This is a genomic window from Pedobacter zeae (genome assembly GCF_014196715.1).
In the GTDB taxonomy this organism is placed as follows: Bacteria; Bacteroidota; Bacteroidia; order Sphingobacteriales; family Sphingobacteriaceae; genus Pedobacter; species Pedobacter zeae.
In genome coordinates this window covers 59,978-85,895 of the sequence record NZ_JACIEF010000005.1, presented here as the reverse complement: position 1 = coordinate 85,895, position 25,918 = coordinate 59,978, and the positions used below count along the sequence as shown (strand labels likewise).

The 25,918-nt window shown below is 39.6% G+C and carries 26 protein-coding genes; 15 read left to right on the top strand and 11 right to left on the bottom strand.

Annotated elements, in window-relative coordinates; genetic code table 11:
- Positions 1-145 precede the first annotated feature (145 nt).
- The 9 genes from uppS to ubiE form a co-directional block, all read right to left on the bottom strand.
- Positions 146-886 carry an undecaprenyl pyrophosphate synthase gene (uppS, locus tag GGQ60_RS22410; protein WP_183768621.1) on the bottom strand — a complete coding sequence of 247 codons (741 nt, stop codon included), beginning with the start codon at positions 884-886 and terminating at the stop codon, positions 146-148.
- 19 nt (positions 887-905) lie between these two features.
- The gene (porG, locus tag GGQ60_RS22405) at positions 906-1,718 is read right to left on the bottom strand and encodes a type IX secretion system protein PorG (protein WP_183768619.1); all 813 of its coding nucleotides are present in this window, start codon (positions 1,716-1,718) and stop codon (positions 906-908) included.
- Between the two features lie 2 nt (positions 1,719-1,720).
- Positions 1,721-2,602, bottom strand: coding sequence for an NAD kinase (locus GGQ60_RS22400; protein ID WP_183768617.1), 882 nt, complete (start codon positions 2,600-2,602; stop codon positions 1,721-1,723).
- Positions 2,603-2,611: 9 nt separating this feature from the next.
- The gene (locus tag GGQ60_RS22395) at positions 2,612-3,274 is read right to left on the bottom strand and encodes a CBS domain-containing protein (RefSeq protein ID WP_183768615.1); all 663 of its coding nucleotides are present in this window, start codon (positions 3,272-3,274) and stop codon (positions 2,612-2,614) included.
- A complete protein-coding gene (locus tag GGQ60_RS22390; RefSeq protein WP_183768613.1) occupies positions 3,275-4,039 on the bottom strand; it encodes an alpha/beta fold hydrolase in 765 nt (254 codons plus the stop codon). It abuts the gene before it with no gap.
- 161 nt (positions 4,040-4,200) lie between these two features.
- A complete protein-coding gene (locus GGQ60_RS22385) occupies positions 4,201-4,647 on the bottom strand; it encodes a GatB/YqeY domain-containing protein (RefSeq protein ID WP_183768611.1) in 447 nt (148 codons plus the stop codon).
- Positions 4,648-4,773: 126 nt separating this feature from the next.
- Complete coding sequence (locus tag GGQ60_RS22380) at positions 4,774-5,532, bottom strand: SDR family NAD(P)-dependent oxidoreductase (protein WP_183768609.1); 759 nt, start codon at positions 5,530-5,532, stop codon at positions 4,774-4,776.
- A gap of 88 nt (positions 5,533-5,620) precedes the next feature.
- The gene (gene porT, locus GGQ60_RS22375; protein ID WP_183768607.1) at positions 5,621-6,418 is read right to left on the bottom strand and encodes a type IX secretion/gliding motility protein PorT/SprT; all 798 of its coding nucleotides are present in this window, start codon (positions 6,416-6,418) and stop codon (positions 5,621-5,623) included.
- On the bottom strand, positions 6,415-7,146 hold the full coding sequence (gene ubiE, locus GGQ60_RS22370; RefSeq protein WP_183768605.1) for a bifunctional demethylmenaquinone methyltransferase/2-methoxy-6-polyprenyl-1,4-benzoquinol methylase UbiE: 732 nt from the start codon (positions 7,144-7,146) through the stop codon (positions 6,415-6,417). Before ubiE ends, porT begins: the two co-directional genes overlap by 4 nt.
- Before the next feature lie 227 nt (positions 7,147-7,373).
- On the opposite strand from ubiE, the gene yihA reads away from it, so the two are divergent.
- From yihA to GGQ60_RS22355, 3 genes are all read left to right on the top strand, one after another.
- Positions 7,374-7,997 (top strand): ribosome biogenesis GTP-binding protein YihA/YsxC, encoded by a 624-nt coding sequence (gene yihA / locus GGQ60_RS22365; protein WP_183768602.1) that lies wholly within the window; start codon positions 7,374-7,376, stop codon positions 7,995-7,997.
- Positions 7,998-8,094: 97 nt separating this feature from the next.
- Positions 8,095-8,952, top strand: coding sequence for a UbiA-like polyprenyltransferase (locus GGQ60_RS22360; RefSeq protein ID WP_183768599.1), 858 nt, complete (start codon positions 8,095-8,097; stop codon positions 8,950-8,952).
- 99 nt (positions 8,953-9,051) lie between these two features.
- Entirely contained in the window at positions 9,052-10,758 is a 1,707-nt protein-coding gene (locus tag GGQ60_RS22355) for a M3 family oligoendopeptidase (protein WP_183768597.1), read from the top strand.
- A 234-nt stretch (positions 10,759-10,992) separates the two neighbouring features.
- Here the strand turns inward: GGQ60_RS22355 and GGQ60_RS22350 are convergent, their stop codons facing one another.
- On the bottom strand, positions 10,993-12,213 hold the full coding sequence (locus tag GGQ60_RS22350) for an MFS transporter (RefSeq protein WP_183768595.1): 1,221 nt from the start codon (positions 12,211-12,213) through the stop codon (positions 10,993-10,995).
- 289 nt (positions 12,214-12,502) lie between these two features.
- Here GGQ60_RS22350 and GGQ60_RS22345 point away from each other — a divergent pair, with 289 nt between their 5' ends.
- Positions 12,503-14,452 (top strand): amino acid permease, encoded by a 1,950-nt coding sequence (locus GGQ60_RS22345; protein ID WP_183768593.1) that lies wholly within the window; start codon positions 12,503-12,505, stop codon positions 14,450-14,452.
- Between the two features lie 5 nt (positions 14,453-14,457).
- Complete coding sequence (locus tag GGQ60_RS22340) at positions 14,458-14,997, top strand: transposase (protein ID WP_183768591.1); 540 nt, start codon at positions 14,458-14,460, stop codon at positions 14,995-14,997.
- A gap of 192 nt (positions 14,998-15,189) precedes the next feature.
- Here GGQ60_RS22340 and GGQ60_RS22335 read toward each other — a convergent pair whose 3' ends face one another.
- The gene (locus tag GGQ60_RS22335; RefSeq protein ID WP_183768588.1) at positions 15,190-17,169 is read right to left on the bottom strand and encodes a KUP/HAK/KT family potassium transporter; all 1,980 of its coding nucleotides are present in this window, start codon (positions 17,167-17,169) and stop codon (positions 15,190-15,192) included.
- 179 nt (positions 17,170-17,348) lie between these two features.
- Between GGQ60_RS22335 and GGQ60_RS22330 the strand changes: the two genes are divergently transcribed.
- The 10 genes from GGQ60_RS22330 (at position 17,349) to GGQ60_RS22285 (ending at position 25,909) form a co-directional block, all read left to right on the top strand.
- Positions 17,349-17,879 carry a T9SS type A sorting domain-containing protein gene (locus GGQ60_RS22330; RefSeq protein WP_221236026.1) on the top strand — a complete coding sequence of 177 codons (531 nt, stop codon included), beginning with the start codon at positions 17,349-17,351 and terminating at the stop codon, positions 17,877-17,879.
- Positions 17,880-17,954: 75 nt separating this feature from the next.
- The gene (locus tag GGQ60_RS22325; RefSeq protein WP_183768585.1) at positions 17,955-18,566 is read left to right on the top strand and encodes a fumarylacetoacetate hydrolase family protein; all 612 of its coding nucleotides are present in this window, start codon (positions 17,955-17,957) and stop codon (positions 18,564-18,566) included.
- A 63-nt stretch (positions 18,567-18,629) separates the two neighbouring features.
- Positions 18,630-20,303, top strand: coding sequence for a M23 family metallopeptidase (locus GGQ60_RS22320; protein WP_229685191.1), 1,674 nt, complete (start codon positions 18,630-18,632; stop codon positions 20,301-20,303).
- Between the two features lie 150 nt (positions 20,304-20,453).
- The gene (bcp, locus tag GGQ60_RS22315) at positions 20,454-20,918 is read left to right on the top strand and encodes a thioredoxin-dependent thiol peroxidase (protein WP_183768580.1); all 465 of its coding nucleotides are present in this window, start codon (positions 20,454-20,456) and stop codon (positions 20,916-20,918) included.
- Positions 20,919-20,975: 57 nt separating this feature from the next.
- Positions 20,976-21,821 (top strand): transketolase, encoded by an 846-nt coding sequence (locus GGQ60_RS22310; protein WP_183768577.1) that lies wholly within the window; start codon positions 20,976-20,978, stop codon positions 21,819-21,821.
- Positions 21,822-21,916: 95 nt separating this feature from the next.
- Entirely contained in the window at positions 21,917-22,873 is a 957-nt protein-coding gene (locus GGQ60_RS22305; RefSeq protein WP_183768575.1) for a transketolase family protein, read from the top strand.
- An 81-nt stretch (positions 22,874-22,954) separates the two neighbouring features.
- A complete protein-coding gene (locus GGQ60_RS22300; RefSeq protein WP_183768572.1) occupies positions 22,955-23,515 on the top strand; it encodes an RNA polymerase sigma factor in 561 nt (186 codons plus the stop codon).
- Positions 23,516-23,548: 33 nt separating this feature from the next.
- A complete protein-coding gene (locus GGQ60_RS22295; RefSeq protein ID WP_183768569.1) occupies positions 23,549-24,202 on the top strand; it encodes a hypothetical protein in 654 nt (217 codons plus the stop codon).
- Position 24,203: 1 nt separating this feature from the next.
- On the top strand, positions 24,204-24,647 hold the full coding sequence (locus GGQ60_RS22290) for a hypothetical protein (protein WP_229685190.1): 444 nt from the start codon (positions 24,204-24,206) through the stop codon (positions 24,645-24,647).
- Positions 24,648-24,718: 71 nt separating this feature from the next.
- The gene (locus GGQ60_RS22285; RefSeq protein WP_183768567.1) at positions 24,719-25,909 is read left to right on the top strand and encodes an aspartate aminotransferase family protein; all 1,191 of its coding nucleotides are present in this window, start codon (positions 24,719-24,721) and stop codon (positions 25,907-25,909) included.
- Positions 25,910-25,918: the final 9 nt, after the last annotated feature.

Here is a 25,918-nt window from a genome sequence, read left to right as displayed (position 1 = left end):
ATTAGTTGTTCAGTAATGGCCAAAAGGTAACGGTATTTTATAAAGCAAATTTTCTTTACGTTGTTCCCTTATCATGGTTTCATTTATAGTGTAAAAGTGGTGCTAAGTTAGTTTAAACGCTTGTTAAAAAGTGTTAAAAGAAAAATTAGTTTAATTGCTCACTAATTTTACCAAAACGGCGTTCGCGTTTTTGATAGTCTACAATGGCTTCGAAAAGATCTTCACGCCTGAAATCCGGCCACAAAACATCGGTAAAATAGAACTCCGTATAAGCCATTTGCCAAAGCAGGTAATTGCTGATGCGGTGTTCGCCACTGGTCCTGATCATGAGTTCCGGATCGGGTATATTTACCGTGGTTAGTTTTGATGAAAAAAGGTCTTCGTTAATGTCATCTATAGAAATGGCATTGTCTTTTACCGCTGATGCAATTTTTTTGGCAGCCTCCAGAATTTCCCATTTTGCGCTATAACTCAAAGCCAGTGTTAATGTGCATTTCTCGTTATGGGCTGTTTTTGCCATGGCTTCTTTTAAATCATCAATACACTCCTGAGGCAGGGATGCGATATTGCCGATGGCATTAAGCTTAATATTATTTTTATTAAGCGTTTCGGTTTCTTTGTTGATGGTAGAAATGAGGATCTGCATCAAAGCATCTACCTCTTCCTTTGGTCTGTTCCAGTTTTCGGTAGAAAAAGCATATAAGGTTAAATATTGGATACCTATTTCCACACAGCCTTCTACAATGTCTTTTACCGACAGCACCCCTTGTTCGTGGCCGAAAACCCGCACTTCACCCCGGCCTTTTGCCCATCTTCCATTGCCATCCATGATAACGGCAATGTGCTTTGGCAGGCGGTTATAGTCAATTTGTTCTTTAAATCCCATTAATTATGTCAAAATCAGCTTAAAAGGAATAGCATTTTGAGGATACAAAGGTAAAAGATATGCCAACACTAACAAATAGATAAGTGTCCCTTTTTCGAAAATCCCCTCTTTGCGTACCCGGCTGCCCGATCTGGAAGCGCGAAGGATCAGATAAATTAACCTGATTCTGGCCATTTCCAACAATCACCTGGTTAACCGGATAACGGCCACTCACATCGTCGATATAATCGGTAAATGGCGTTCTGTAGCCTATTTCGGTAAAAACACTCCAGGTATCTTTGTAATTATACCTTAGCCCTACCCCATACGGAATGGTTAAAACAGCGTTGTTGTAGCCATTTTCCTGGCCTTCAGTTGCCAGTCTATCTAACCGGTATCTTTCGCCGTTTACTTTTACAGTTGGTTTAAAAATAAGGAAACCTGCCCCGGTAAAGAGGTATGGTGTAAACTGGCGCGTTCCGCCGCCCAGGTTAAAATTAAAAAAATTAAAATCCACCAATCCGCTAATCTCGTTCAGTGAGGTTCTAAAACGCAGGTTTCGTTCACGAAACTGCTCATTGCTGGAATAGGAATCATCTGCTTTTACCTGTCCGTAGGTATAATTTAAACGAATACCCACATATTGGTTAAAATTCCGCTTGATATAAACACCGCCCGAAAAACCGCTGATCTGCAGAGGATTGTTCTGATTAAGATCGCCCATATAACCGGCTCCACCAGCCATAACGCCAACCTCCCAAGAGGGCTCACCTATTGGCTCACGCTGTGCACGGACCAGCTGCCCGCTCACGATGATGAAGAGGATAATCAATAGTTTTTTGTTTGGCGTCATACTTAGTAGTTACGGGTATCGATGCCCCATAATAATTTATTCCTTAACGTGTTTAAGTACGTTTCATTGTTAAGCCTGATAAGATTTACGCAAAAATCTGCCTTTTTAATACTAATTTTTACCGAACGCTCTACCGTAACGGTCCGGCTATCGCACGAAACCAAAAATTTAGATTCCCTTGCTTCTACCTCGAAAGAGAGCTTATTATGATCTGGCACCACCACTGGCCGCACATTCAGATTATGTGGCGCAATGGGGGTAATTACAAAATTTTTAGAATCGGGATAAATAATCGGGCCGCCACAGCTTAACGAATATGCTGTAGAGCCTGTAGGGGTAGCGATAATCAGCCCATCTGCCCAATAAGAGTTGATAAACTCATTGTTCATTGAAGCATGGATGATCATCATGGCCGAATTATCGCGGCGGTGAATCGTAATATCGTTCAGTGCAAAATTTTCTTCACCAAATAAACCGTTATCAGATTCTAATGTTAACAGTGAACGGGAATCTAAGGTATATTCTTTATTGATCAGGGCTTTGAGTGCCGATGCAATTTCGTTTTTATTGATACTGGCCAGGAAACCCAGGCGGCCAAAATTAATCCCGATTACAGGAATGCCTGAGTTACGGATCAGCGACAAAGTATCCAACAAAGTTCCATCTCCGCCCAGGCTCAATAATACATCGGCATGGTCTTTAAGTTCGGCATGGTTATGGAATACAATGGTACTGGCTGGCAATTTTATTTTACCGTGCAGAGAAGTTTTAAATTTAGAATATACCACAGGCTGGATCCGGTGCTCGGCCAGATGATCGAAAACCACCTGTACATAAGGTAAAACTGTATCATTAAAATCTCTGCCGTAAATTGCAATCCTCATAAGAGCGGTTTATACGTTTAAATAGTTCATGAAAGAATCGTAACGCTCTTGCGATCCATTATCAACCTGGGTGTTATTGTAGACTTCTTTTACCAGGTAATCATACCTTTCGAAAGAGGCCACCAATGAGGTAATTTCTGTTTTGTTTACTTTCAGCGTAACTTCTAAACGCGTAGAATCCTCGAAAGAATTCACATAAGAAGAGAGCACCTGTGCATTATCAGCCTCCACAATCTGAGCAATATGTGCAAGCGAATTATCGCGGTTACTGATTTCCAGAACGATAATTCCCCCAGGTTCGTTTACCGCATACTGTTCGGCCACTGCATTTACCAAGTTATTGATCGGAATTAAACCCACATAATTTTTATGTTGATCTAAAACCGGCACTGCCGTTAATTTTAACTGGCTCAATAACCTGATCACATCATAAGTATGTACATTGCTCCATACAAAAACATGGAGAATGTTTACTGTACTATCGCTTAACAGCGTATCGTGGTTATCAATATTCAGTAAATCATCTTCAGACACCAGGCCCAATAAAGTTACCCCATTTACAACAGGCAAATGCTTTAGCTTAAAATCGTTCATCCGGTCTAAAGCTTTTTGCACCGTATCATTGGTCATCAGTGATGGAACTGTATCTGATATGATTTCTGCGGCAAACATTTATTTTAACAATATTCTATCTAAAAATTTCTCTAAAAATGCATTAAATATTTCGGGATGTTCCATCATAGGCGCATGCCCGCATTTATCAACCCAGTTTAACTCCGAATTCGGCAACAATTCATGAAATTCTTCTGCCACTTCCGGTGGGGTAACCTTATCATTTTTACCCCATATTAAGGAAACCGGTATGGTAATTTTTGAAAGATCTTTGGCCATATTGTGGCGTATTGCCGATTTTGCCATGGTTAAAATGCGAATAACCCTCGACCTATCGTTAACTGTTTTAAAAACATCATCAACCAGCTCTTTGGTTGCAGTAGCAGGATCGTAAAAAGTAAATTCAACCTTCTCCTTAATGTAATCGTAGCTCTCCCTGCGTGGGAAAGATCCTCCGAAAGCATTTTCGTATAAACCTGAACTACCTGTTAACACCAAAGCTTTAACAAACTCCTGGTGGGCTACAGTAAATACCAAACCAACGTGGCCACCAAGCGAATTACCAATAAGCACCACCTGGTTTAAATTTTTATATTTTAAAAAGCGATGAAGGTATCTCGATAATGCTTTTACACCTAAGGTTAAAATAGGCAGGTCGTAAATTGGCAAAATTGGAATAATTACGCGATAGCGGTCTTTAAAGTATTCTATAACGAGTTCCCAATTGCTTAGTTCGCCCATTAGGCCGTGTAGCAATACCAGTGTCTCGCCTGTTCCAGCTTCTATGTATTTAAATCCGTCTTCTTCTATTATCGGGTAAGTCATATCTATTTTAGATGGTATTGTGCTACTAAGTTAGTAGAGTAAAATTAAAATTATGCATTTCTATGCCATTTTTCTGAAATAAAATCGAAAACGGTATAAAAACGCTGTTTGCATTACGTATGGCAACAAGCCGCCAGCAATAAATGCGCTTCGGACTTAAATTAAGCTAACTTTTCTTTAACAATCTCAGCAATTAATTTACCATCGGCTTTACCTGCAAGTGCCGCATTTGCCATCCCCATTACCTTCCCCATATCCTTAACCGATGTAGCGCCAGATTGTTTGATTACCGTTTCGATAATTGCAGCAACCTCTTCCCTATCTAACTGTTTTGGCAAGAACTGATTAATTACTTCAATTTCTTCTTTCTCTACCTGGTATAAATCCTCTCGATTTTGCTGCTTGTAAATATCAGCAGACTCGCGGCGTTGCTTAATCAGTTTCTGAAGAATTTTAAGTTCAGCTTCTTCAGTAATTTCTTCTGAAGATCCTTTCTCTGTTTTGGCTAAAAGTAAAGCCGCCTTTATTGCCCTTAATCCCCTTAACTGTGCATTGTTTTTAGCCAGCATAGCTTTCTTTATTTCCTGATCTATTGTGTTTGATATCATTGTTTAATCGTTTGAATTGGTTAACCGGTTAAATGTAAATCCCGATCACCAGTTATTATTTTCAATTTTTATTAATCATTTAATCTTTCAATTAACCGGTTTAAACCGTTTATACAGTTAACTGAATTAACCTCTATTTACTATCGTTGCTGTAGCCTGCGCTGTAGGCATAATCAGCATATCGTTAATGTTTACGTGTTTTGGTCTGCTGACCACATACCAGATGGCATCAGCAATATCATCGGCAATGAGCGGCTCAAAGTTTTCATACACTTTTTTTGCACGGTCTTCGTCGCCTTTAAAACGCACTACCGAAAATTCGGTTTCTACCATGCCCGGATTAATGGCAGTAACTTTTATTCCATGGGTAAGCAGGTCGATACGCATGCCTTTGGTTAACGCATCTACCGCGTGTTTACTGGCACAATATACGTTTCCGTTCGGATAAACTTCTTTACCGGCTATTGAACCAATATTGATGATATGGCCGGATTGGTTCGGAATCATCCAGTTGGAAACAATTTTGGTTACATAAAGCAAGCCTTTTACATTGGTATCCAACATGGTATCCCAATCATTGGTATCGCCTCGATCAATAGGATCTAAACCCTGGCTTAAACCTGCATTATTCACCAGCACATCTACCTTTTTCCATTCAGCGGGCAAAGCTTCCAAAGCGGCCGTAAGGTTATCCTTTTCGCGAACATCTGCCAATACCTTTTTAATACTGATGGCATATTTATCTTCCAAGTGATGGGCAATCTTAACTAAACGGTCTTCTCTGCGGGCTACAAGCACCAAATTGTAACCCTGTTGGGCAAATGTATGCGCACAACTTTCGCCAATACCAGAAGTTGCGCCCGTAATTAATGCGATTTTAGACATTTTTATGAATTTTAAGTATGGGTAATCACGAAGATAGCACCTCTGATTTACCAACCCACACAAAGGTAAGTTTTTTTGGATTGCAGGACTATTGAAAAATCAAACTGAATGTTAATTGACGTAATTTCAACTTATCTATCGGATTGGCGTAAACAGTATTGTCGTGCTGAAGCAAATCATTTGTGGAATATGATAGTTTTATTTCGGGCGACATTTTAAAATACTCGAAGTAAATATCGAAACCGATACCTGTTTCGTACGACAGGTAATTTCGTCGATTCTTTAAAAATTTATTTACGGCAGTTTCCCCATCATCGAAGGTTTTCTTTTTTGAAGCGATATCTATCGAATATTTTGCACCGCCCAACCAGTATGCCCTAAAGTTGTTCATCCGGTTCGATTTTACTTTCAGTCCCAACGGAAATTCAAACATCGTAGCCTGAACTTTTCTTTCAACCACGGTTTGAAAGTTTTTCATTTGCCCATTGCCCAGGTTAATCGGTGCCATGGGTTCATACTCATAAGTGACGATCCTATCGCTAAAAATAAGTGAAGGCGTGGCCCTGATATCGAAGTTATCAGAAATCATCCTGTTGATTACGAAACCCAAGCCAAAACCCTGGGATGGCGGACTGGAAATAGAATTTAACGTTGAGGTAACCGGAATGCCCGAATTTGGATCGTAAGAGGGATCCAGTGAATTTGGCACCTCGTAAAAAGGCGCGCGCCAGTTTCCCTTTTTAAGGATTTTATATTCAGCTGAAATATACTGGAAATTAAAGCCAAAACTCCAATCTTCATCATCTATACCACCACCCCAGTTTTGCGCAAAGGAAGTTGCAGATACGGCGAAGAGAGAAAGAATGAGGCTTAATTTTCTGATCATTTGGTTCCTATATATATCGAACTTATTCCAAACGTTAAAATCCGCTGTTTGGTACTTTTGAAACCTATTTTTTCCATCAGGCCAGTAAAGTCTTCGCCATCAGGAAAAGCGGCTACCGATTCGGGCAGATAAGTATAGGCCCTGTGGTCTTTAGAAAACAGCTTACCAAAAAACGGGGTTACCTGTTTAAAATAGAAGCTGTACAGTTGCTTTACCGGAAATACCCTCGGTTTAGAAAATTCCAATATCACCATTTTACCATTTGGTTTCAGTACACGGTACATATCGGTTAAACCTTTTTCGAGGTTTTCAAAGTTACGTACACCATAAGCACAGGTAATGGCATCAAAAGTATTATCGTTAAAATGCAGTCCTTCCGAATCACCTACCTGAACGGTAAAAATTTCGTTCAGATTACGCTCGTCGATCTTCTTTTTGGCCACCTCGAGCATGCCTTCAGAAATATCTACACCGATTACCTTTTCTGGACGAAGTTTTTTTATCGCTTCAAAAGCAAAATCGCCTGTTCCAGTAGCTACATCAAGCATAATTCTGGGCTGAATGGAAACCAGTTCTTTAATTGCTTTCTTACGCCATAATACATCAATGCCTAAAGAAAGAAAATGGTTTAAAAAATCGTAGGTACCCGAAATGTTGTTAAACATGGTTGCAACCTGCTCTTTTTTAGTTGCGTCTTCTACTTGGTATGGAGTGATATTCTGATTCATGATATATGGCAAAGATAGGTAAAAAGTCGGGAGTCTTTAGTCCGGAGTCAGAAGTCTAATTTCAAAGTTTACACGTTTAAGAAGAAACTTAACATTTTGCATGCTAGGAAAGAAACCTATAATCAAATTAAAGATTTGTTTTTAATTTTTACGCCACTATGCATTTGGCATTTTGAACTTCGGACTAAGCACTTCGGACTTCGGACTCAAAACCCTACCTTTGCACTATGGTTATCAAAACAGCAGCATTTGTATGCAGCAACACCCAGGTTTCGGCCCTGCCGCCGCCTATATTGCCTGAGTATGCTTTTATTGGTCGTTCTAATGTAGGTAAATCCTCTTTAATTAATATGTTGGTTAATCAGCATGGTTTGGCCAAAACCTCGCAACGGCCGGGAAAAACACAGCTCATTAATCACTTTTTGATTAACGAAGCCTGGTATATTGTCGATCTGCCGGGTTATGGTTATGCCAGGGTTTCAAAAACCAGCAGAGAAAAATGGGAAAAATTTATCCGTGCCTATATTACGAAAAGGGAAAGTTTGCAATGCGTTTTTGTATTGATCGATAGCCGCTTGGAACCGCAACAGATTGACATTGAATTTTGCTACTGGCTGGGCGAAAGGCAAATCCCCTTTTCGTTGATTTTTACCAAAGCCGACAAACAGGGTATGACCACCACACAAAAAAATGTGGTTGGCTTTAAGCGCAAATTAGGTGAGTTTTTTGAAGAAATTCCGGCAACTTTCATTACTTCGGCCGAAAAAGGTATTGGTAAAGACGAGGTACTGAATTTTATTTATGAAGTAAATAAAGATTTTGTAGTTCCTACAGATTATAAACGGTTTTAAAACTTAATGGTCATTGGTTCATTGGTATTTTGCAATCTGCCATTAACCACCGCCTATTAACCACTAATCAATAAGAATAGTTAATCATTATCAATAAATGAAAAAATATTTTTCACTCGTATTATTTGCACATTCGGTTTTTGCATTGCCTTTTGCCATGATTGGTTTTTTTCTGGGTGTAACCACTACCGAAAATCCATTTTCATGGTATAAATTGATTTTAGTTTTGCTGTGCATGGTTTTTGCCCGTAACTCGGCCATGGCTTTTAACCGCTACCTCGACCGGAATATCGATGCCAAAAACCCGCGCACCAAAATGCGCGATATCCCGGCAGGGAAAGTTTCGGCAAAAGAAGCGCTTACTTTTGTTATTATCAATTGCATATTGTTTGCCGTTGCCACTTATTTCATTAACCCGCTTTGTTTCTATCTATCGCCAGTAGCCCTGTTTGTGATATTATTTTACAGCTATACCAAAAGGTTTACAGCACTTTGCCACCTGGTGTTAGGGCTAGGCTTATCGTTGGCACCAATAGGTGCGTACATTGCCGTAACCGGTCAGTTTGCTTTAGTGCCGGTTTTATATTCCTTAACCGTATTGTTCTGGGTAAGCGGTTTCGATATCATTTATGCCTTGCAGGATGAAGATTTCGACCGCGAAGAAAATTTACATTCTATTCCATCGGCTCTTGGCATAAAAAATGCTCTGAACGTTTCGGTTTTATTGCATGTATTATCGGCAGCCTGCGTAATTTTACCTGTATTCTTTACCGAATTTAGCTGGGTTTATTATGTAGGTATAGTATTTTTCTGTTCGATGCTGATTTATCAGCACCTGCTGGTAAAACCAAACGATATCAGCAAGGTAAACCGGGCATTTCAAACCTTAAACGGCTATGCTTCGGTGGTATTTGCCATTTGCTTTTTAATAGACGCGTATTTGAGACATAAATAAAATGAATGGATTTTGAGTTTTGGATGATTGAATGTTTGGTGTTTAACCTGAAACATTCAATCAATCCCTAATTCTATCATTCAACAATTTAAATTAAACATGATCATCACCAAGAAACCGAGAAAATATATTCCGCAGGAATTAACCATTACCTGGGAAAATTTAGAGCCCCTTTTTACCGAACTGCAGCACCGCGAACTAAACAGTACTGCCAAGTTGGAGCAATGGCTTAAAGACCGTTCTGAACTGGAAGCAGCTTTGGAAGAAGATTTTGCCTGGAGATACATTAAAATGAGCTGCGATACGGCCAATGAAGAACTGGTTAAAAATTTCCAATACTTTGCAACAGAAATAGAACCTAAAATTTCCCCTTTAGCCAACGAGCTGAATAAAAAGTTTGCAGAAAGTCCGTTTATGGATGACCTGGATAAAGAAAAATATTTTGTTTACAGCCGTGCAATTAAAAAAGCACTTGAGCTTTACCGCGAGGAAAACATTGAGCTTTTCACTGAGCTGCAGGTAAAACAACAAAAATACCAAAGTACAACCGGAGCCATGAGCGTCCAGATTAACGGGCAGGAATACACTTTGGAACAGGCTTCGATCTTTATTAAAGATTTAAACCGTGAGGTACGCGAAAACGCATGGAGAACTATCCAACAACGCCGTTTGGTTGATAAAGATGATTTAAACATTCTTTTTGATGAACTGATTAAATTGCGTAACCAGGTTGCCTTAAACGCAGGTTTTGAAAACTATCGCGATTACATGTTCCAGGCTTTGGGCCGTTTCGATTATACTCCGCAGGACTGTTATGACTTTGCGAATGCAATTGAGAAAGAAATTGTTCCGATTTTAAAAGAACAGGCCGAAAAACGTCGCGAAGCATTGGGTTTAAAGGTATTAAAGCCCTGGGATATGGAGGTTAGCATAAGTGGTAAACCAGCTTTAAAACCTTTTAACAATGGTGAAGAACTGATTGATAAAAGTATTGCCTGCTTTAATGCAATAGACAAAAAACTGGGCGAAAAACTGGCAACCATGAAAGCCAACAACCTTTTTGATGTAGAGAGCAGAAAAGGTAAAGCCCCGGGTGGTTACAACTATCCTTTGGCCGAAACCGGTGCACCGTTTATTTTTATGAACTCGGCAAACTCACTACGCGATTTAACCACAATGGTACATGAGGGTGGTCATGCCGTGCATACGTTCTTAACGGCCAATTTAGAATTGAACGATTTTAAACACTGCCCGTCAGAAGTGGCCGAACTCGCCTCAATGAGTATGGAGCTGATCTCTATGGACAAATGGGAGGTTTACTTTGATAATGAAGAAGACTTAATCCGCGCAAAAAAAGAACAATTGGCCGATGTGTTAAAAACGTTGCCATGGGTAGCGGTAATTGATCAGTTCCAGCACTGGATTTATACCAACCCAAACCATACTGCTGCAGACAGAGAGGAAACCTTCAAGCAGATTTATAAGCGTTTTGGTGCAGGCTTTGCCGATTGGACGGATTTAGAACAGCAATTTGGTAACGTGTGGCAGAAACAACTTCATTTGTTTGAAGTACCTTTTTATTACATCGAATATGCCATTGCACAATTAGGCGCCATTGCCGTTTGGAAAAATTATAAAGAAAATCCTGAAAAAGCCCTGGAACAATACCTTGCTGCACTTTCTTTGGGTTACACCAGGCCTATGAATGAAATATACGAAACCGCAGGTATCAAATTTGATTTCAGTGCAGATTACGTAAAAGAACTTGCAGGTTTTGTGAAATCGGAGCTGGAGAAACTGGGATAATTAACAGCTTTAAAGGGGAAGACCGAAGGTTTTCCCCTCAAAAAACAAAAAGGCCATATCGTTGAGTCATTGCGATAGGGCTTCGTCTTTCCTTCTCGCAATGGCGATTTTTCGAGAAGACCAATACCGTAGGGCTCCCCTGCCACCCCTATTGATTTTATACCATAAATCATCCCTCAAGACGGCAATTGTTTTGATGATACAACTTTGATTTAAGCCTGAAATCCAGCTGTTTTAATTTACCGCATCTTTTTTTCTCAACTTCAAAATCATAAACATTACCACCAGCGATATAATGATCATAACCAGGTAACTGTAGCTTAAATTACGCTCGTCTTTTGCAGGGATCAGGTTTACAATACCATAACTCAACACAGAAACGATCACATAGGTAAACCCACCTGTTAAGCCACCTGCAATCCCCGCATTTTTAGGAAATTTACCTAAGCAAAAAGTAAAGTAATTGTTAAAGGTATAGCCTGCACCAACATGGATAATAAAAGCAAAGAAAATTAACGACCAAAGGTTGGATACGAAGTTTAAGCTCAGGATCATTAAAACGACAAACGCCAGCTGTAATACTGAATTGATCATTAACCTTTTAAAGAAGGGCCTGTTAATTGTTGCTTTACCAATAAAACCACCAACCATCCAGGCGAAACCCAAAAACAGGGAGCTGTAACCAGTCACAATCGGGGAGAAATTCAAATGGTGTTCGATGATAAAAGGACCCGTCATATTGTAGACCATTACCATACAATACGCTAAACCCAACATCACAATACCCAGTGTAAAACTGGTGGTTCTGATCATTTGGACATAGATCCTTGCAATTTTTTTCAATTGAAAATCGGTAAAATGCTTTAAGGTTTCTCCGCTGAATATCGTCTCCAATAAAGCAAAAACAAGCGCAAAACCGGCCAAAAAATAAAAATTCGATTCCCATCCAAAAGCAGTCTGCAGGTAACCGCCTATAAACGGTGCAACAATTGGTCCGGTACTCCAGATGATAGAAAACAGACTCAGGTAATTTTTTAACCGGTCGCCTTCAAAAAGATCCACAAAGTATGCCCTTTTCGCCACTACGATAGCTGCTACGGTAATCCCATGGATTACACGCATGAAATATATGAGATAAATGTTATGACTGGTGGCAATAACAATACTGGCAGCTGCAAAAACCAACAGGGCATAAAGACAGATTTTGTAACGTCCGAAACTATCGAGCACACTCCCGATAAAAAGCTGCGAAACGCCGTAACTGATGAGAAAGATGCTTAACGTAAGCTGAACCTGAACATTGGATACCTGTATAGCTCCCGCCATATCGGGTAAGGAAGGGATATAAATATCAGTGGCAAAACCGGAAATCGGGAGCAGTGCAAAAGCCAGTATAGTGGCAATGCCCTGGTTACGCTCTTTAATGTATTTTATTGGTACAGTGCTCGTATTCATAATGATATGTTAATTATAATTTAATATTCCAATCAAACAGGTTTTTAAACACTCCGCATCAACCTGTTAATTAATTAAGGCAAAATTAACACTATCAGAAAAGTTAAAATTATGCGAATCAAACAAAGGCTTATTCAAGCCAAATAATTGCGGTTTTTGACTTTAAATCGATAATTATCCGATCTTGAATGGATTTGGAACTCTGAATAACCTGCAACGAAAATTATATGTGGCTTTAAACGTTTTTAGCCAAACTTTTTATAAGTTTGAAGAAACAATCAAATAAAAGATGTTCGAAAAACTATTCAGAAAGAAATCCATTTCCAAAATATTACAAGATGCAGCAAAAGGCTATGGCGACCATGAAAATACGTTACATAAAACACTAGGTGTTCGCGACTTAACAGCTTTTGGTATTGCAGCAATTATTGGTGCTGGTATTTTTAGTACGATAGGTAAAGCAAGTGCCGATGGCGGTCCGGCCGTAATCTTTTTGTTTATTTTTACAGCAGTGGCCTGTAGTTTTGCCGCTTTTGCCTATGCAGAATTCGCTTCGATGGTTCCTGTTTCGGGCAGTGCCTATACCTATTCTTATGTTGCCTTTGGAGAACTGGTTGCCTGGATTATCGGCTGGTCGCTCATTATGGAATACTCCATCGGGAACATTACCGTAGCCATATCCTGGTCTGATTATTTTACGGGACTACTCTCCACTATAAAAATACCTTTCCTCGGCATAGATGGCATCCATGTGCCCGATTGGATGACCATGGATTACTTAAGTGCCTATAACGGGCACAAACATGCTGAAGCATTATTAGCCGCAGGAAAAAGTCTTTCGGCTTTAGATCCTGCCACTGCGCTGGCCAATAACGCCTGGCTTACGGCACCACAAATAGGTGGTTTTCACCTTGTTGCAGATATCCCGGCTTTGGGCATTATCATTTTAATCACCTGGTTGATTTACCGCGGCATGAAGGAAAGCCGTAACGCCAGCAACGCCATGGTAGTGGTAAAACTGGCCGTAATCCTGTTGGTTTTGGCGGTTGGTATATTTTATGTCGACACCAAAAATTGGAATCCATTTGCTCCTAACGGTGTTTCAGGGATATTAAAAGGTGTTTCAGCAGTATTCTTTGCCTATATCGGCTTCGATGCCATTTCTACAACTGCTGAAGAATGTAAAAATCCGCAGCGCGATCTCCCCCGAGGCATGATGTGGGCCATTATCATCTGTACCTTGTTATATGTAGCCATCGCCCTGGTTTTAACAGGTATTGTTAAATCTGATACCTTGGCGGTTGGCGATCCACTGGCCTTTGTTTTCGATCAGATTGATTTAAAACTGATGAGCGGTATAATTGCCGTGAGTGCTGTTTTTGCCATGGCAAGTGTGCTTTTGGTTTTCCAGATGGGTCAGCCACGCATCTGGATGAGCATGAGCAGAGACGGATTATTACCAAAATCCTTTTCGAAAATCCACCCAAAATACAAAACACCTTCATTTGCCACCATCGTGGTTGGCTTTGTAGTAGCCGTTCCGTCTTTGTTTATGAACCTCACCATTGTTACCGATCTTTGCTCTATTGGTACCTTATTCGCTTTTGTTTTGGTTTGCGCAGGTGTTTTAGTGCTGCAGAACAGGCCTGATGTGCAGCGTGGAAAGTTTAAAATCCCTTACATCAACAGCAAGTTTATCGTTCCGGTTGCTTTTGCCGCAGCCATTGCTTTTGCTTTTACACAATATGGTAAAGAAACCAAAGCATTCTTTTTCAATTCGCCTAAAACCATCCAAACGGTAACTTTTGTTACTTCTTTAAACGGTGATGAACTGAAAATTGTAAAAGAGGAAATTGTTAAACATGCAGCTCCGCAGATCATCAATGAAGATAAAGTTGATGCAGAATCTTACTTGAGTGCATTACCGGCCGATCGTTACGAGCAGTTTATCTCTGCTTCAAAAGTACCGGCAGAGAAGAAATATGAAAGTGGCTGGGGCCTGTTTAAACACAAAATTCCAATGTGGATCTTTTTGATCATCTGCGTGGTAATCAATTATTATTGCATCACTAAAAACCTATCGTTAATCCCCGTTTTGGGATTGATCAGCTGCTTGTATATGATGTGCGAACTCGGCATCTCCAACTGGATCGGTTTTGGTATATGGCTGGTTGTGGGGCTTGTGGTTTACTTTGCTTACGGTTACCGGCACAGTAAGCTGGCACAAACCGAGGTTTAGATATCATGAAGTACAATCCTTTAATACACAACAGAAGATCGATCAGGTTAAAGGGTTATGATTATTCAAAAGCGGGTGCCTATTTTATCACCATCTGCTGTGAAGATAGGCTTCATAGATTTGGAAAGATAGTAGACGATAAGATGATTTTAAATGAATCAGGAAAAATCGCTTACAATGAATGGATTAGTTTATCTGATAGATTTTCAAATTTCGAACTCGATGTTTTTCAGATTATGCCGAATCACATGCACGGCATTATAATCTTATCTGATGTCGGGGCGACCCTTGCGGTCGCCAAAGAAGAAGATAACCGGGCGACCGCAAGGGTCGCCCCGACAATTGCAAATATCATTGGAGCATATAAATCAATTGTTTCAAATGCATGTTTGCAATTATTCAAATCGCACAATAAAATAATGGGAAAGCTTTGGCAGCGCAATTATTACGAACACATTATTCGCAATCAAAGAGCATATCAGAATATCTCTAACTATATTATCAATAATCCCAGCAAATGGGATAAAGATAAATTCCATCTATAAAAAAATCCCCTTTCTTAAACTGAAAGAGGATTTGATTTATTTCTTTTTGATAAAAGCCATTACTGTAATCATAACCAGCCCCAACCCGGAGGCGATCATATAATGATTAGCATGATCAAGATGGTATATCTTTGCGGCCGGCCCTGCTATAAAGAGGACAATACCTAAAATTAAAAGTGCAGCTCTCATTCGTTAAACCGGTAATCTGTTCAGTTCAATATCATCCGGCGTCACAAAAATAAGCGGTACTTTCTCTACGTCTACATAACTGCTATCTAAGCCAAAACTGCGCTCTTCTGATAAACTTAACCGCTTCAGGATAAAATAATAATCCATAATCGTCCGTTCATAGAAACTCAGTTTGGCAAATTTAGATAAGTGTTTTTCTAAAAGTACAAACCTGAAATCGCCGGCAATTTTATGCTTGTTTAACGAAGTATATTGACTTGTAATATCGATTTCACCATTTTTAACCAACTCCTCTACTACTTTACGGTAAAGCAGGTTAACACGCTGCTCAACCCTGAAACCTAACCTGAAATCGATCCTGATGAGTTTACCCGGAATTAAGAATTCGACCTTGTAATCCAAGGTATATGGCTCATCCATCACATCAACGTGCACTAACCAGTATACATCTGCCCGTTTGGGTTCTTTTTGTATAATCGAATAAATAATTTTCGATTCAATTTCTGTCTTAAAATTTGCGCTGGTTAAATACACCAATTGAGAAGAATATTTCGGAACAGATTCATCATTACTCAATTCGCTTAAAATCTCGTAATAATCTTCAATTTCCACGTACTTAACAAACCTGTTTTTGATTTTACGGGCAACAAACCAGCTCCACATCACGGTAAACAGTGCCGAACCAATAAGTACCGTTAACCAGCCTCCATCAGAAAACTTGTGCAGGTTACTGAAAAGGAATGTACCTTCAATAATTACATACACGGAAATAAAAATGGCAATAAGGTATTTCGGGAAACGCTTACTCTTTAAATAAACACTTACCAAAATCGTAGTCATTAACATCGCAATTGTGATGGAAAGGCCATACGCGGCATCCATTTTAGAAGACTCTTCCCAGAAAAACACTATGCTGCAACAGCCTACCCAAAGCATCCAGTTAATGGATGGCACATACAGCTGACCTTTTTGAACCGATGGATATACAATTTTGATTTTTGGCCAAAGATTTAAACGAACGGCTTCTGATATTAAGGTAAAAGAACCACTTATTAATGCCTGGCTTGCAATAACCGCTGCCATGGTAGCTAAAATAACCATCGGCACCTGGAAATGGCTAGAAATGATCTGAAAGAAAGGATTCACTTTAGAACTCGGAATAAAAGTGCTTTCGTTCTGCAAAATCCAAACTCCTTGCCCCAAGTAATTTAATATCAGGGTTATTTTCACAAAAATCCAGCTGATACGGATATTATTCCGTCCACAATGTCCTAGATCAGAATAAAGCGCCTCTGCCCCGGTGGTACAAAGAAACACCCCACCCAAGATAATAAAGGCCTTACTATTGGTAGCTAATAAATGTACTGCATAATATGGATTAAGGGCTTTTAAAATACTAAAGTCTTTAACGATAAATAACAGACCGGCAACCCCCAAAACTGTAAACCAGACGAACATTACGGGGCCGAATAATTTCCCGACCAAATTGGTTCCAAACTGCTGGATAACGAAAAGCACTGTTAAAATTGCAATTACTACCGGAACTACGGGGATATCGAACCTGCTGGTTAATCCTTCTATAGCCGATGTTACGGTAATGCTGGGTGTAATTACACCATCGGCAAGCAATGCACAGCCCCCAACAACTGCTGGTACAATTAACCATTTTGCCTTTTTTCTTACGAGAGAAAACAACGAGAAAATTCCACCCTCACCTTTATTATCTGCTCTTAGCGTGATGATGACATATTTAATGGTTGTTTGCAAGGTAAGTGTCCAGATGATGCAGGAAAGAACACCCAGGACAACATCGGTTGTTATTGATCCCGGATTTCCAACAATCCCGTCCTTTACGCCCAGAATGCTGGTGAAAATTGCGTTAAGTGTATATAAAGGCGATGTACCAATGTCACCGAACACAATCCCTAAACTAATTAGAACACCGCCGGCGGTTAACGCGTTGACATTTTTATGATTTGACACTTCGTTGATATTTTAGTGCGGCAAAAGTAAACTAACTATAACAATTTAACAACCAAATTATTGTGTATTTTTAACACTATGAAATTTAAATATTATTGTTAAATTGTGTTAAATTATGGCTTTTAAACAAAATGTTTAATTTCTTTGTTTTAAATTAATACATTTGTTATACCAATTTGATGAAACTCTACGCTAAGATAACGTTCCTCACCAAACTCATATGCACATTGTGCATTGTGTTCCTTTGCGGCGTAAATTCTTGGGCGCAACAAGCTGACAGCATTCACATTAGCTTAAAAAACAGAACCAAAAAAGTAAACAGAATACCTGAAATTAAAGCAAACATTACGCCTTATAAACCACTTTATACGTGGATCGGCGGTTCAGGAATGTTTAATACATACTCCACCACTCCAAAAAATACAATTCCGGCAGCCAAAGACAAATTGCTGACTATCGTAAAAATATATCCTAACCCGGTTGAAGATCAATTAAACATGATCTTATCCATCGGGAAAGATGGTACCCAAACAACCATCAAAATCATCGATTTATTGGGTAATGAGGTAGCAACACTGGCAAACGAACGTTTAAACGCGGGCGAACAGACGAAAAGCTTCGTTATTCCGAGCAGGATAAATCCTGGTATTTACTTTTTAAGGGTTATTGCAGGGTCAGAAAGCCAGGTAAAGCGAATCTCAGTTTTATAACCCCATTTTCTTTTATATTTTTGATTGACGGGGATTAAATACCCGTCTATTTTATCATCTTTCATATTCTTAAGAATGAAAATCATCGCCATTGGCCGAAATTATGCCGAACATGCAAAAGAACTGAACAATCCTGTTCCTACAACACCTGTAATTTTTCTGAAACCGGATACGGCCGTTTTAAAAGATAATAAGCCTTTTTACCTCCCCGATTTTTCTGACGATGTTCACTACGAATTAGAAATTGTTTTAAAAGTTTGCAAAGAAGGCAAACACATTGCCGAAAAATTCGCATCAAACTATTACGATGAAGTGGGTTTAGGCATTGATTTTACCGCACGTGATATCCAGAGCAGGCATAAAGAAAAAGGGCTCCCCTGGGAGCTTGCCAAAGCTTTTGATCATTCAGCGCCCATTAGCATTTTCTTGCCGAAAAGTGATTTTGAAGATCTTTATGATATAAATTTTGAATTAAAGATAAACGGAGAAAGCCGCCAGGTTGGCCATACTAAAGATTTGTTATTCCCGTTCGAGAAGATAATCAGCTTTGTTTCTCAATACATCACCTTAAAAAAAGGCGATTTAATTTTTACCGGAACCCCTCAGGGTGTTGGGAAAATAAATAAGGGCGATAAAATCGAAGCCTGGCTGGAAGGAAAGCAACTTTTAAATTTTGATGTGAAGTAACGAATGATTAAAAACCCAATCCGGTACAAGTTAAAATTTTCCTTTTCAATCTGCCTGCTATGCATGATCACTTTTGTACAGGCGCAACAGATTTTCAGTACCAATAAGTACCCGATAACAGATTTCAGACAGCCTTTAGACATTAGTCCACCTGCGCTTGCAGGCTCTTTCGGCGAAATCCGGAGCAACCACTTTCATTCAGGAATTGATTTCAGAACCAATCAGCGAGAAGGTTATCCTGTTTATGCGGTGGCAGATGGATATATATCGAGGCTAAGGGTTCAGAACAGTGGTTTTGGACAGGCATTATACATTAATCATGCAAATGGCTTTACTACGGTGTATGGTCATTTGCAACGTTTTGCACCAAAGATCGCAACCATTGTTAAAAACCTCGAATACGAAAAGAAAACTTTCGAGATCGACGAATTTCCTGATGCTTCCCTGATCCCCGTACATAAGGGTGAAATTATTGCCTGGTCTGGTAACCGTGGCAGCTCAGGCGGGCCGCATTTGCATTTCGAGATCAGGGATACCAAAACAGAAGAAACCATCAATCCACAGTTTTTTGGAATTGTAATTCCTGACAACATTCCTCCTGTGATCCATGGTTTATATGTTTACCGCCTAAATGGCAAAACTTTTAACGAATCTACGCCGAAACAGGCCATAACGATTAGCGGTGCAAATGGCAGTTATAAAGCTACTGCCCCGATAAGTTTAACCGGCGAAGTGGGTTTTGGTATTGTAGTAACCGATAGGCACAATGGTTTATCGGGCACAAACGGTGTATATTCCATTCAATTAGAACTTGATGGCAAAATGGTATATACTTCAGCTTTGGAGCGTTTTGCATTTGAAGACAGTAAGGCTATCAATTCGCACATTGATTACCCAACTTATTTAAATACAAAAAGAAGTATTCAGAAAAGTTTTGTTGATCCGGGCAATCCATTGAAGATTTACAGCAATCTGGTAAATAACGGCCGCATCAACTTCAACGATGGTGCACAGCATCAGCTACGCTATATCATTACCGATTCGAAAGGAAACTCTTCTTTGCTGCCTTTTACTGTACATGCAGGTTCAGCACCAATTGCAGCCCCAACGGTTGCTGCCGGAATAATTTACCCATACAATAAGGTAAACGAATTTAATGCCGAAGAGGTAAAAGTGATTCTGCCAAAGGGCACTTTATATAACGATTTAAATTTCACCTATAAAAAACTACCAAGGCCAGCTGGTAATGCCTGGTCGGCGGTACACCAGATCCACAACCGCTACGTGCCGCTGCATATTGGTTTCGATCTTTGGATTAAAGGTGATAACCTTCCCGAAAACCTGCGGGGCAAGGCATTGATCGTCAATTTAAACGGCTCATCGCAAGGAGGTAGTTTCGATAATGGCTATGTAAAAGCTACTCCAAAAAATTTCGGTAGTTTTTATATAGCCGTTGATACCATTGCGCCGAGAATCTTTCCTGTAAATATTTCTGAGGGCAAGAATATGTCAGGCTTGTCCAAAATCTTTTTTAAGATCAGTGATAATTTATCAGGCATTAAAAGTTTTAACGGTTATATTGATGGGAAGTGGGCCTTAATGGAGTTTGATGCCAAAACTGCAACACTTTGGCACAGTTTCGACGAAAGAACGGCGGCGGGCAGGCATACTTTGGAACTGACTGTTGTGGATATGAAGGAAAATACACGGAACTATACCGTGAATTTCTCCAGGTAGGATTAAGTTTTTCAGATAAGGTGCATGATCAGTTGGATTAATTTATGTTAATACGCAGAAATGTCATCTTTAAGATTATCTTAAACCGTATATTATAGTAAACTGTTTTAATTTCTATTATTAAACTATTCAAAATTCAATCATACAGATATGGCAACGTTAAAAGAAGGCGATCAGGCACCGGCAATCACATCGAAAGATCAAAACGGCAATGAAGTGTCGTTAAGCGACTATAAAGGAAAAACAGTTGTGCTTTACTTTTATCCAAAAGACGATACCCCGGGTTGTACAGCCGAGGCTTGCGATTTCAGGGATAACTACCAAGGTTTACTGGCTAAAGGCATTATCGTTTTAGGTGTTAGTGTTGATGACGAAAAATCGCATCAGAAATTTATAACCAAACATAATTTACCTTTTACACTATTGGCCGATACCGACCAGAAAATTGTTAACGACTACGGTGTTTGGGGAGAAAAAAATATGTACGGCAAAAAATACATGGGTACGGTTCGTACCACTTTCATTATTGACGGTGAAGGAAAAATTATCCACATCATCAAAAAAGTTGATACCAAAAACCCAACACAACAAGTACTCAATTTAATCAATAACTAATTATGATATAGCAGGTAAAATATTACCTTTGTTATATAACAACAACCTCTTATTTTAATGAAACATACAATTAAAGAGCTAGAAGATATTGCCTCTCAAATCAGAAGAGATATCGTAAGAATGGTTCACGGATGTCAATCCGGTCACCCGGGCGCTTCGCTTGGCTGTACAGATTTTTTTACTGCTTTATATTTTGAAGTAATGAATCACAAAACAGACTTCACCATGGAAGGTGCTGGCGAAGATTTATTCTTCCTTTCGAATGGACACATTTCTCCGGTATGGTACAGTACACTTGCTCATGCCGGTTATTTCGATAAAAGTGAATTGGCCACTTTCCGTAAATTGGATTCAAGATTGCAGGGACACCCTACAACCCACGAACACTTACCGGGTGTCCGTATTGCATCAGGTTCTTTAGGTCAGGGCTTATCGGTTGCTATCGGAGCCGCACTTGCTAAAAAATTAAACGGCGATAAATCTTATGTGTTTGTCTTAATGGGGGATGGAGAATTGCAGGAAGGCCAAAACTGGGAAGCAGCCATGTTTGCACCATTTAATAAGGTCGATCACTTAATTGCCACAGTTGATTACAACGGGCAGCAGATCGATGGTCCTACCAGCAAAGTTTTAGCTTTGGATGATTTACAGGCAAAATTTGAAGCTTTCGGATGGCACGTAATCAATACCGATGGTAACGATATGCAGGCAATTGTAGAAGGTTTACATTATGCTAAAACTTTAACAGGAAAAGGTAAACCAATCTTAAATCTGATGAGCACACAAATGGGTGCTGGTGTAGATTATATGATGGGTACGCATAAATGGCACGGTACAGCACCTAACGATGAACAATTGGCTGCAGCCTTAGCACAATTACCAGAAACTTTAGGGGATTACTAAATTAGATTAGAGATGTGAGTCTCATATCTAATATCTAAAAAACAATGAAAACCTGCGAAGCAAGCTTGAACGCAGCTAATTAAAAATATAAAAACGTGAAAAAATATACATATACAGAAAAAAAAGATACACGTTCGGGTTTTGGAGCTGGCTTACATGAAGCCGGAAAGAGAAACGAAAATGTGGTTGCCTTGTGTGCCGATTTAGTTGGATCGCTTAAAATGGACGCCTTTATAAAGGATTTTCCTGAGCGTTTTACACAGGTTGGTATCGCAGAAGCCAATATGATTGGTATTGCAGCAGGTATGACTATCGGTGGTAAAATTCCTTTCACCGGTACCTTTGCCAACTTTTCTACAGGCCGTGTTTACGACCAGATCCGTCAATCAGTGGCTTATTCCAATAAAAATGTTAAAATTTGCGCATCTCACGCGGGTTTAACCCTTGGCGAAGACGGTGCAACACACCAAATCTTAGAAGATATCGGCTTAATGAAAATGTTGCCAGGAATGGTGGTGATTAATCCTTGCGATTACAACCAGACCAAAGCAGCAACCATTGCCATTGCTGAATACGAAGGTCCGGTGTATTTACGTTTCGGCCGCCCTGTAATTCCTGTATTTACCGATCCGGACCAAAAATTCGAGATTGGAAAAGCCTGGATGGTTAACGAAGGTACGGATGTAACCATTATCGCTACAGGTCACATGGTTTGGAAAGCAATTGAAGCCGGCGAAAAATTAGCCGAATTGGGCATTGATGCTGAAATTATCAATATCCATACGATTAAACCTTTGGATGAGGAGGCAATCTTAAAATCGGTTAAGAAAACCGGTTGTGTAGTAACTTGCGAAGAGCACAATAAATTTGGTGGTTTAGGTGAAAGTGTAGCACGTTTACTCACTACCGAACTGCCAACTCCACAAGAATTTGTAGCAACTAACGATACTTTTGGCGAAAGCGGAACACCAGATCAATTGATGTCTAAATATGGCTTGGATGCTGTAAACATTGTTGAGGCTGCACAAAAAGTAATCGGCAGAAAAAAATAGATTTGAGCGATTAGATATGAGATTCGGGGCATGAAGTCGAATCTCATATCTCAATTCTCACATCTCAAATCTAGAGATAGCATGAAACAAGTTGAAGATTCAGAAATCCTGGCACTGTTTGCTGTAGAGCGTACGCGTAATGAAGCCTTTAACCTGTTGTTAAAAAAATATCAGCAAAAAATATACTGGCACATCCGCAGACTGGTTTTAAACCACGATGATTGTGATGATCTTTTGCAGGAAGTATTTGTTAAAGTCTGGAAAAACCTCGATAAATTTAGAAGCGACTCTCAGCTTTACACATGGATCTACCGTATTGCCACTAATGAATCGATCACGTTCCTGAATAAGCAAAAGCAGCGCAATAATACTCCTTTGGATGAAGTATCATCAGAACTCGCCGATAACCTGGTATCATCGTCCTATTTTAACGGCGATAAACTTGAGCTCAAGCTGCAAAAAGCCATCCTCACCTTACCTGAAAAACAACGGATTATATTCAATATGAAGTATTTTGACGATATGAAATACGAGGAGATTTCGGAAGTGCTAGGAACTTCTGTAGGCGCATTAAAGGCATCATTTCATATCGCAGCAAAAAAAATTGAAGCTTTTATCACAAATGATCAAATAGACTATTAAACCTTTTCACTTTAATTGTATCATATAATGGTGATGAGCGAAAATATAGAAAATAACGACTGGATGAACGAAACTCCTGCCCTTAGGGCAATCGGAAAACGTAATCCTTTCTCAGTGCCTGAAGGGTATTTTGAAGATTGTGAAGAGGCCATTTTTTCTGTAGTCTTTTTAGATGGATTGAAACAGAAAACCAGTAGCAATAATTTTGAAGTTCCTCAAAATTATTTTGAAAATTTAACTGAGCGTATACAAACGCGGGTTGCTTTGGAGGGAATACCTAAGGCTGAACATGCTTTTAGCGTACCCGAAAATTACTTTGATAACCTGCAAAGTAGAATTGCCAAAAAAATTGCCTTATCCGAACCCCAAAAGGTGGCGAGGGTTATTCCTTTATGGAAGCGAAGTATTGTTAAATATGCAAGCGCAGCCTGTTTTCTGTTAATGGTTTCGTTTGGCATTTATTTTTACCAAAACAGTTCAATTACAGGTGTTCAGCAGGTACAATCTGCAGATGCAATAAATGAACAGATGTTATATGACATCGATGAAAATACCATTATCGATCATTTAGAAGCACAACCTACTACATCCTCTAATAATAAAACTTCTGCGTCAGATACAGAAATGGAAAACTACATCCTGAGTCATTTTTCTTCAAGTGATTTATCTCAGGAACTAAATAATTAAAATGATGAAGAACTTACTTTTTATTGCTTTAATATTTCTATTGCCCACTGCTCTTTTTGCTCAAAGGCCTAAAGGAGAAGAGATAGAATCGCTAAAAATAGCCTTTTTTACCCAAAAACTGGATCTATCGCCTGAAGAAGCCAAAATTTTCTGGCCGATTTATAACGATATGCAGGCTGAACAAAATGCATTGCGGAAGGAACGTTTCCAAAAAATGATATCCTTCAGAAAAGTGGATGAAATTGATAATTTAACAGATGCACAGGTGCAGAGCTTAATTACCAGTGAATTTGACTTTAAACAGAGAGATCTTAATCTCGATAAAAAATATTATAATAAACTAAAATCTTCGCTACCCATCAAAGTTGTAGGTAAATTTTACAGGGCACAGGAAGGTTTTAAACGGGAGCTGCTCAACAGGTATAAGGGCGGACAAAGGCCATAACAAAGAAAGACTTACAGTAATGTAGGTCTTTTTTATTTTAAAGCGCTCCTTCATTTCAGTACTTTTGTGCCATGCTTACCCAACGTCAGTTGTTTTTACAACACAATGCACAAACCTCCCCAGAACCGCTAATGCTCGAATTTGTGAGGGCAAAGGGCGTTTATATATACGATGCTGCAGATAAAAAACATTTAGATCTTATTGCCGGTATTGGCGTAAGTAATGTCGGGCATTGCCATCCGGCAGTAGTTGAAGCCATCCAAAAACAGGCAGAAACCTATATGCACCTGATGGTGTATGGCGAATATGTACAAAGTCCGCAGGTTAATTTCGCAAAGGCCCTGGCCGATATCCTGCCTCCAAGCCTAAGCTGTACCTATTTTTTAAATTCGGGTACAGAAGCTGTAGAAGGCGCCATGAAACTGGCCAAACGTTACACCGGCAGAAAAGGATTTATCGCCTGTAAAAATGCCTACCATGGCAGTACTCAGGGTGCCGAAAGTTTAATGGAAAGTAACGCCTACTCTTCCGGTTATGGCCCTTTTTTACCCCATGTAAGCTTTATCGAGCATAATCACCTCGCCGACCTCGACAAAATCACCGCAGAGATTGCAGCAGTTTTTATAGAACCTATCCAGGGTGAAGCAGGAATACGTGTAGCCGATCCCGGTTACATGCAGGCGTTGAGAGAAAAATGCAACGAAACAGGAACCTTATTGATCTTCGACGAAATACAATCGGGTTTTGGCCGGAGTGGCAAAATGTTCGCTTTCGAGCATTACCAGGTTATACCTGATGTTTTGTTACTTGCCAAAGGCATTGGCGGCGGAATGCCGATCGGTGCTTTTATCAGTTCGCTGGAAATCATGTCGGTTTTGTCGCATACGCCTATACTGGGCCACATGACAACTTTTGGTGGTCATCCGGTTTGTTGCGCTGCAGGCCTGGCCACCTTACGCACACTGGTTGATCATCATATTGTTGATGAAGTGGAAGAAAAAGGTCAATTGTTTAAACAGCTTTTGCAACATCCCGCTATTAAGGAAATCAGGGGAAAAGGGTTGATGCTGGCCGTAGAATTTGAGAATTTCGAGGTGAACAAAAAAATTATCGATGCCTGTATCCTTGATGGTGTACTATCCGACTGGTTTTTACATTGCAGCAATTCGATGCGTATTGCCCCACCTTTAATTATAAGCAAGGAAGAAATTAAAGAAGCCTGTGCGATCATCTTAAAAAATATTAACTTAGTTGCAGGGTAATAGCAATGC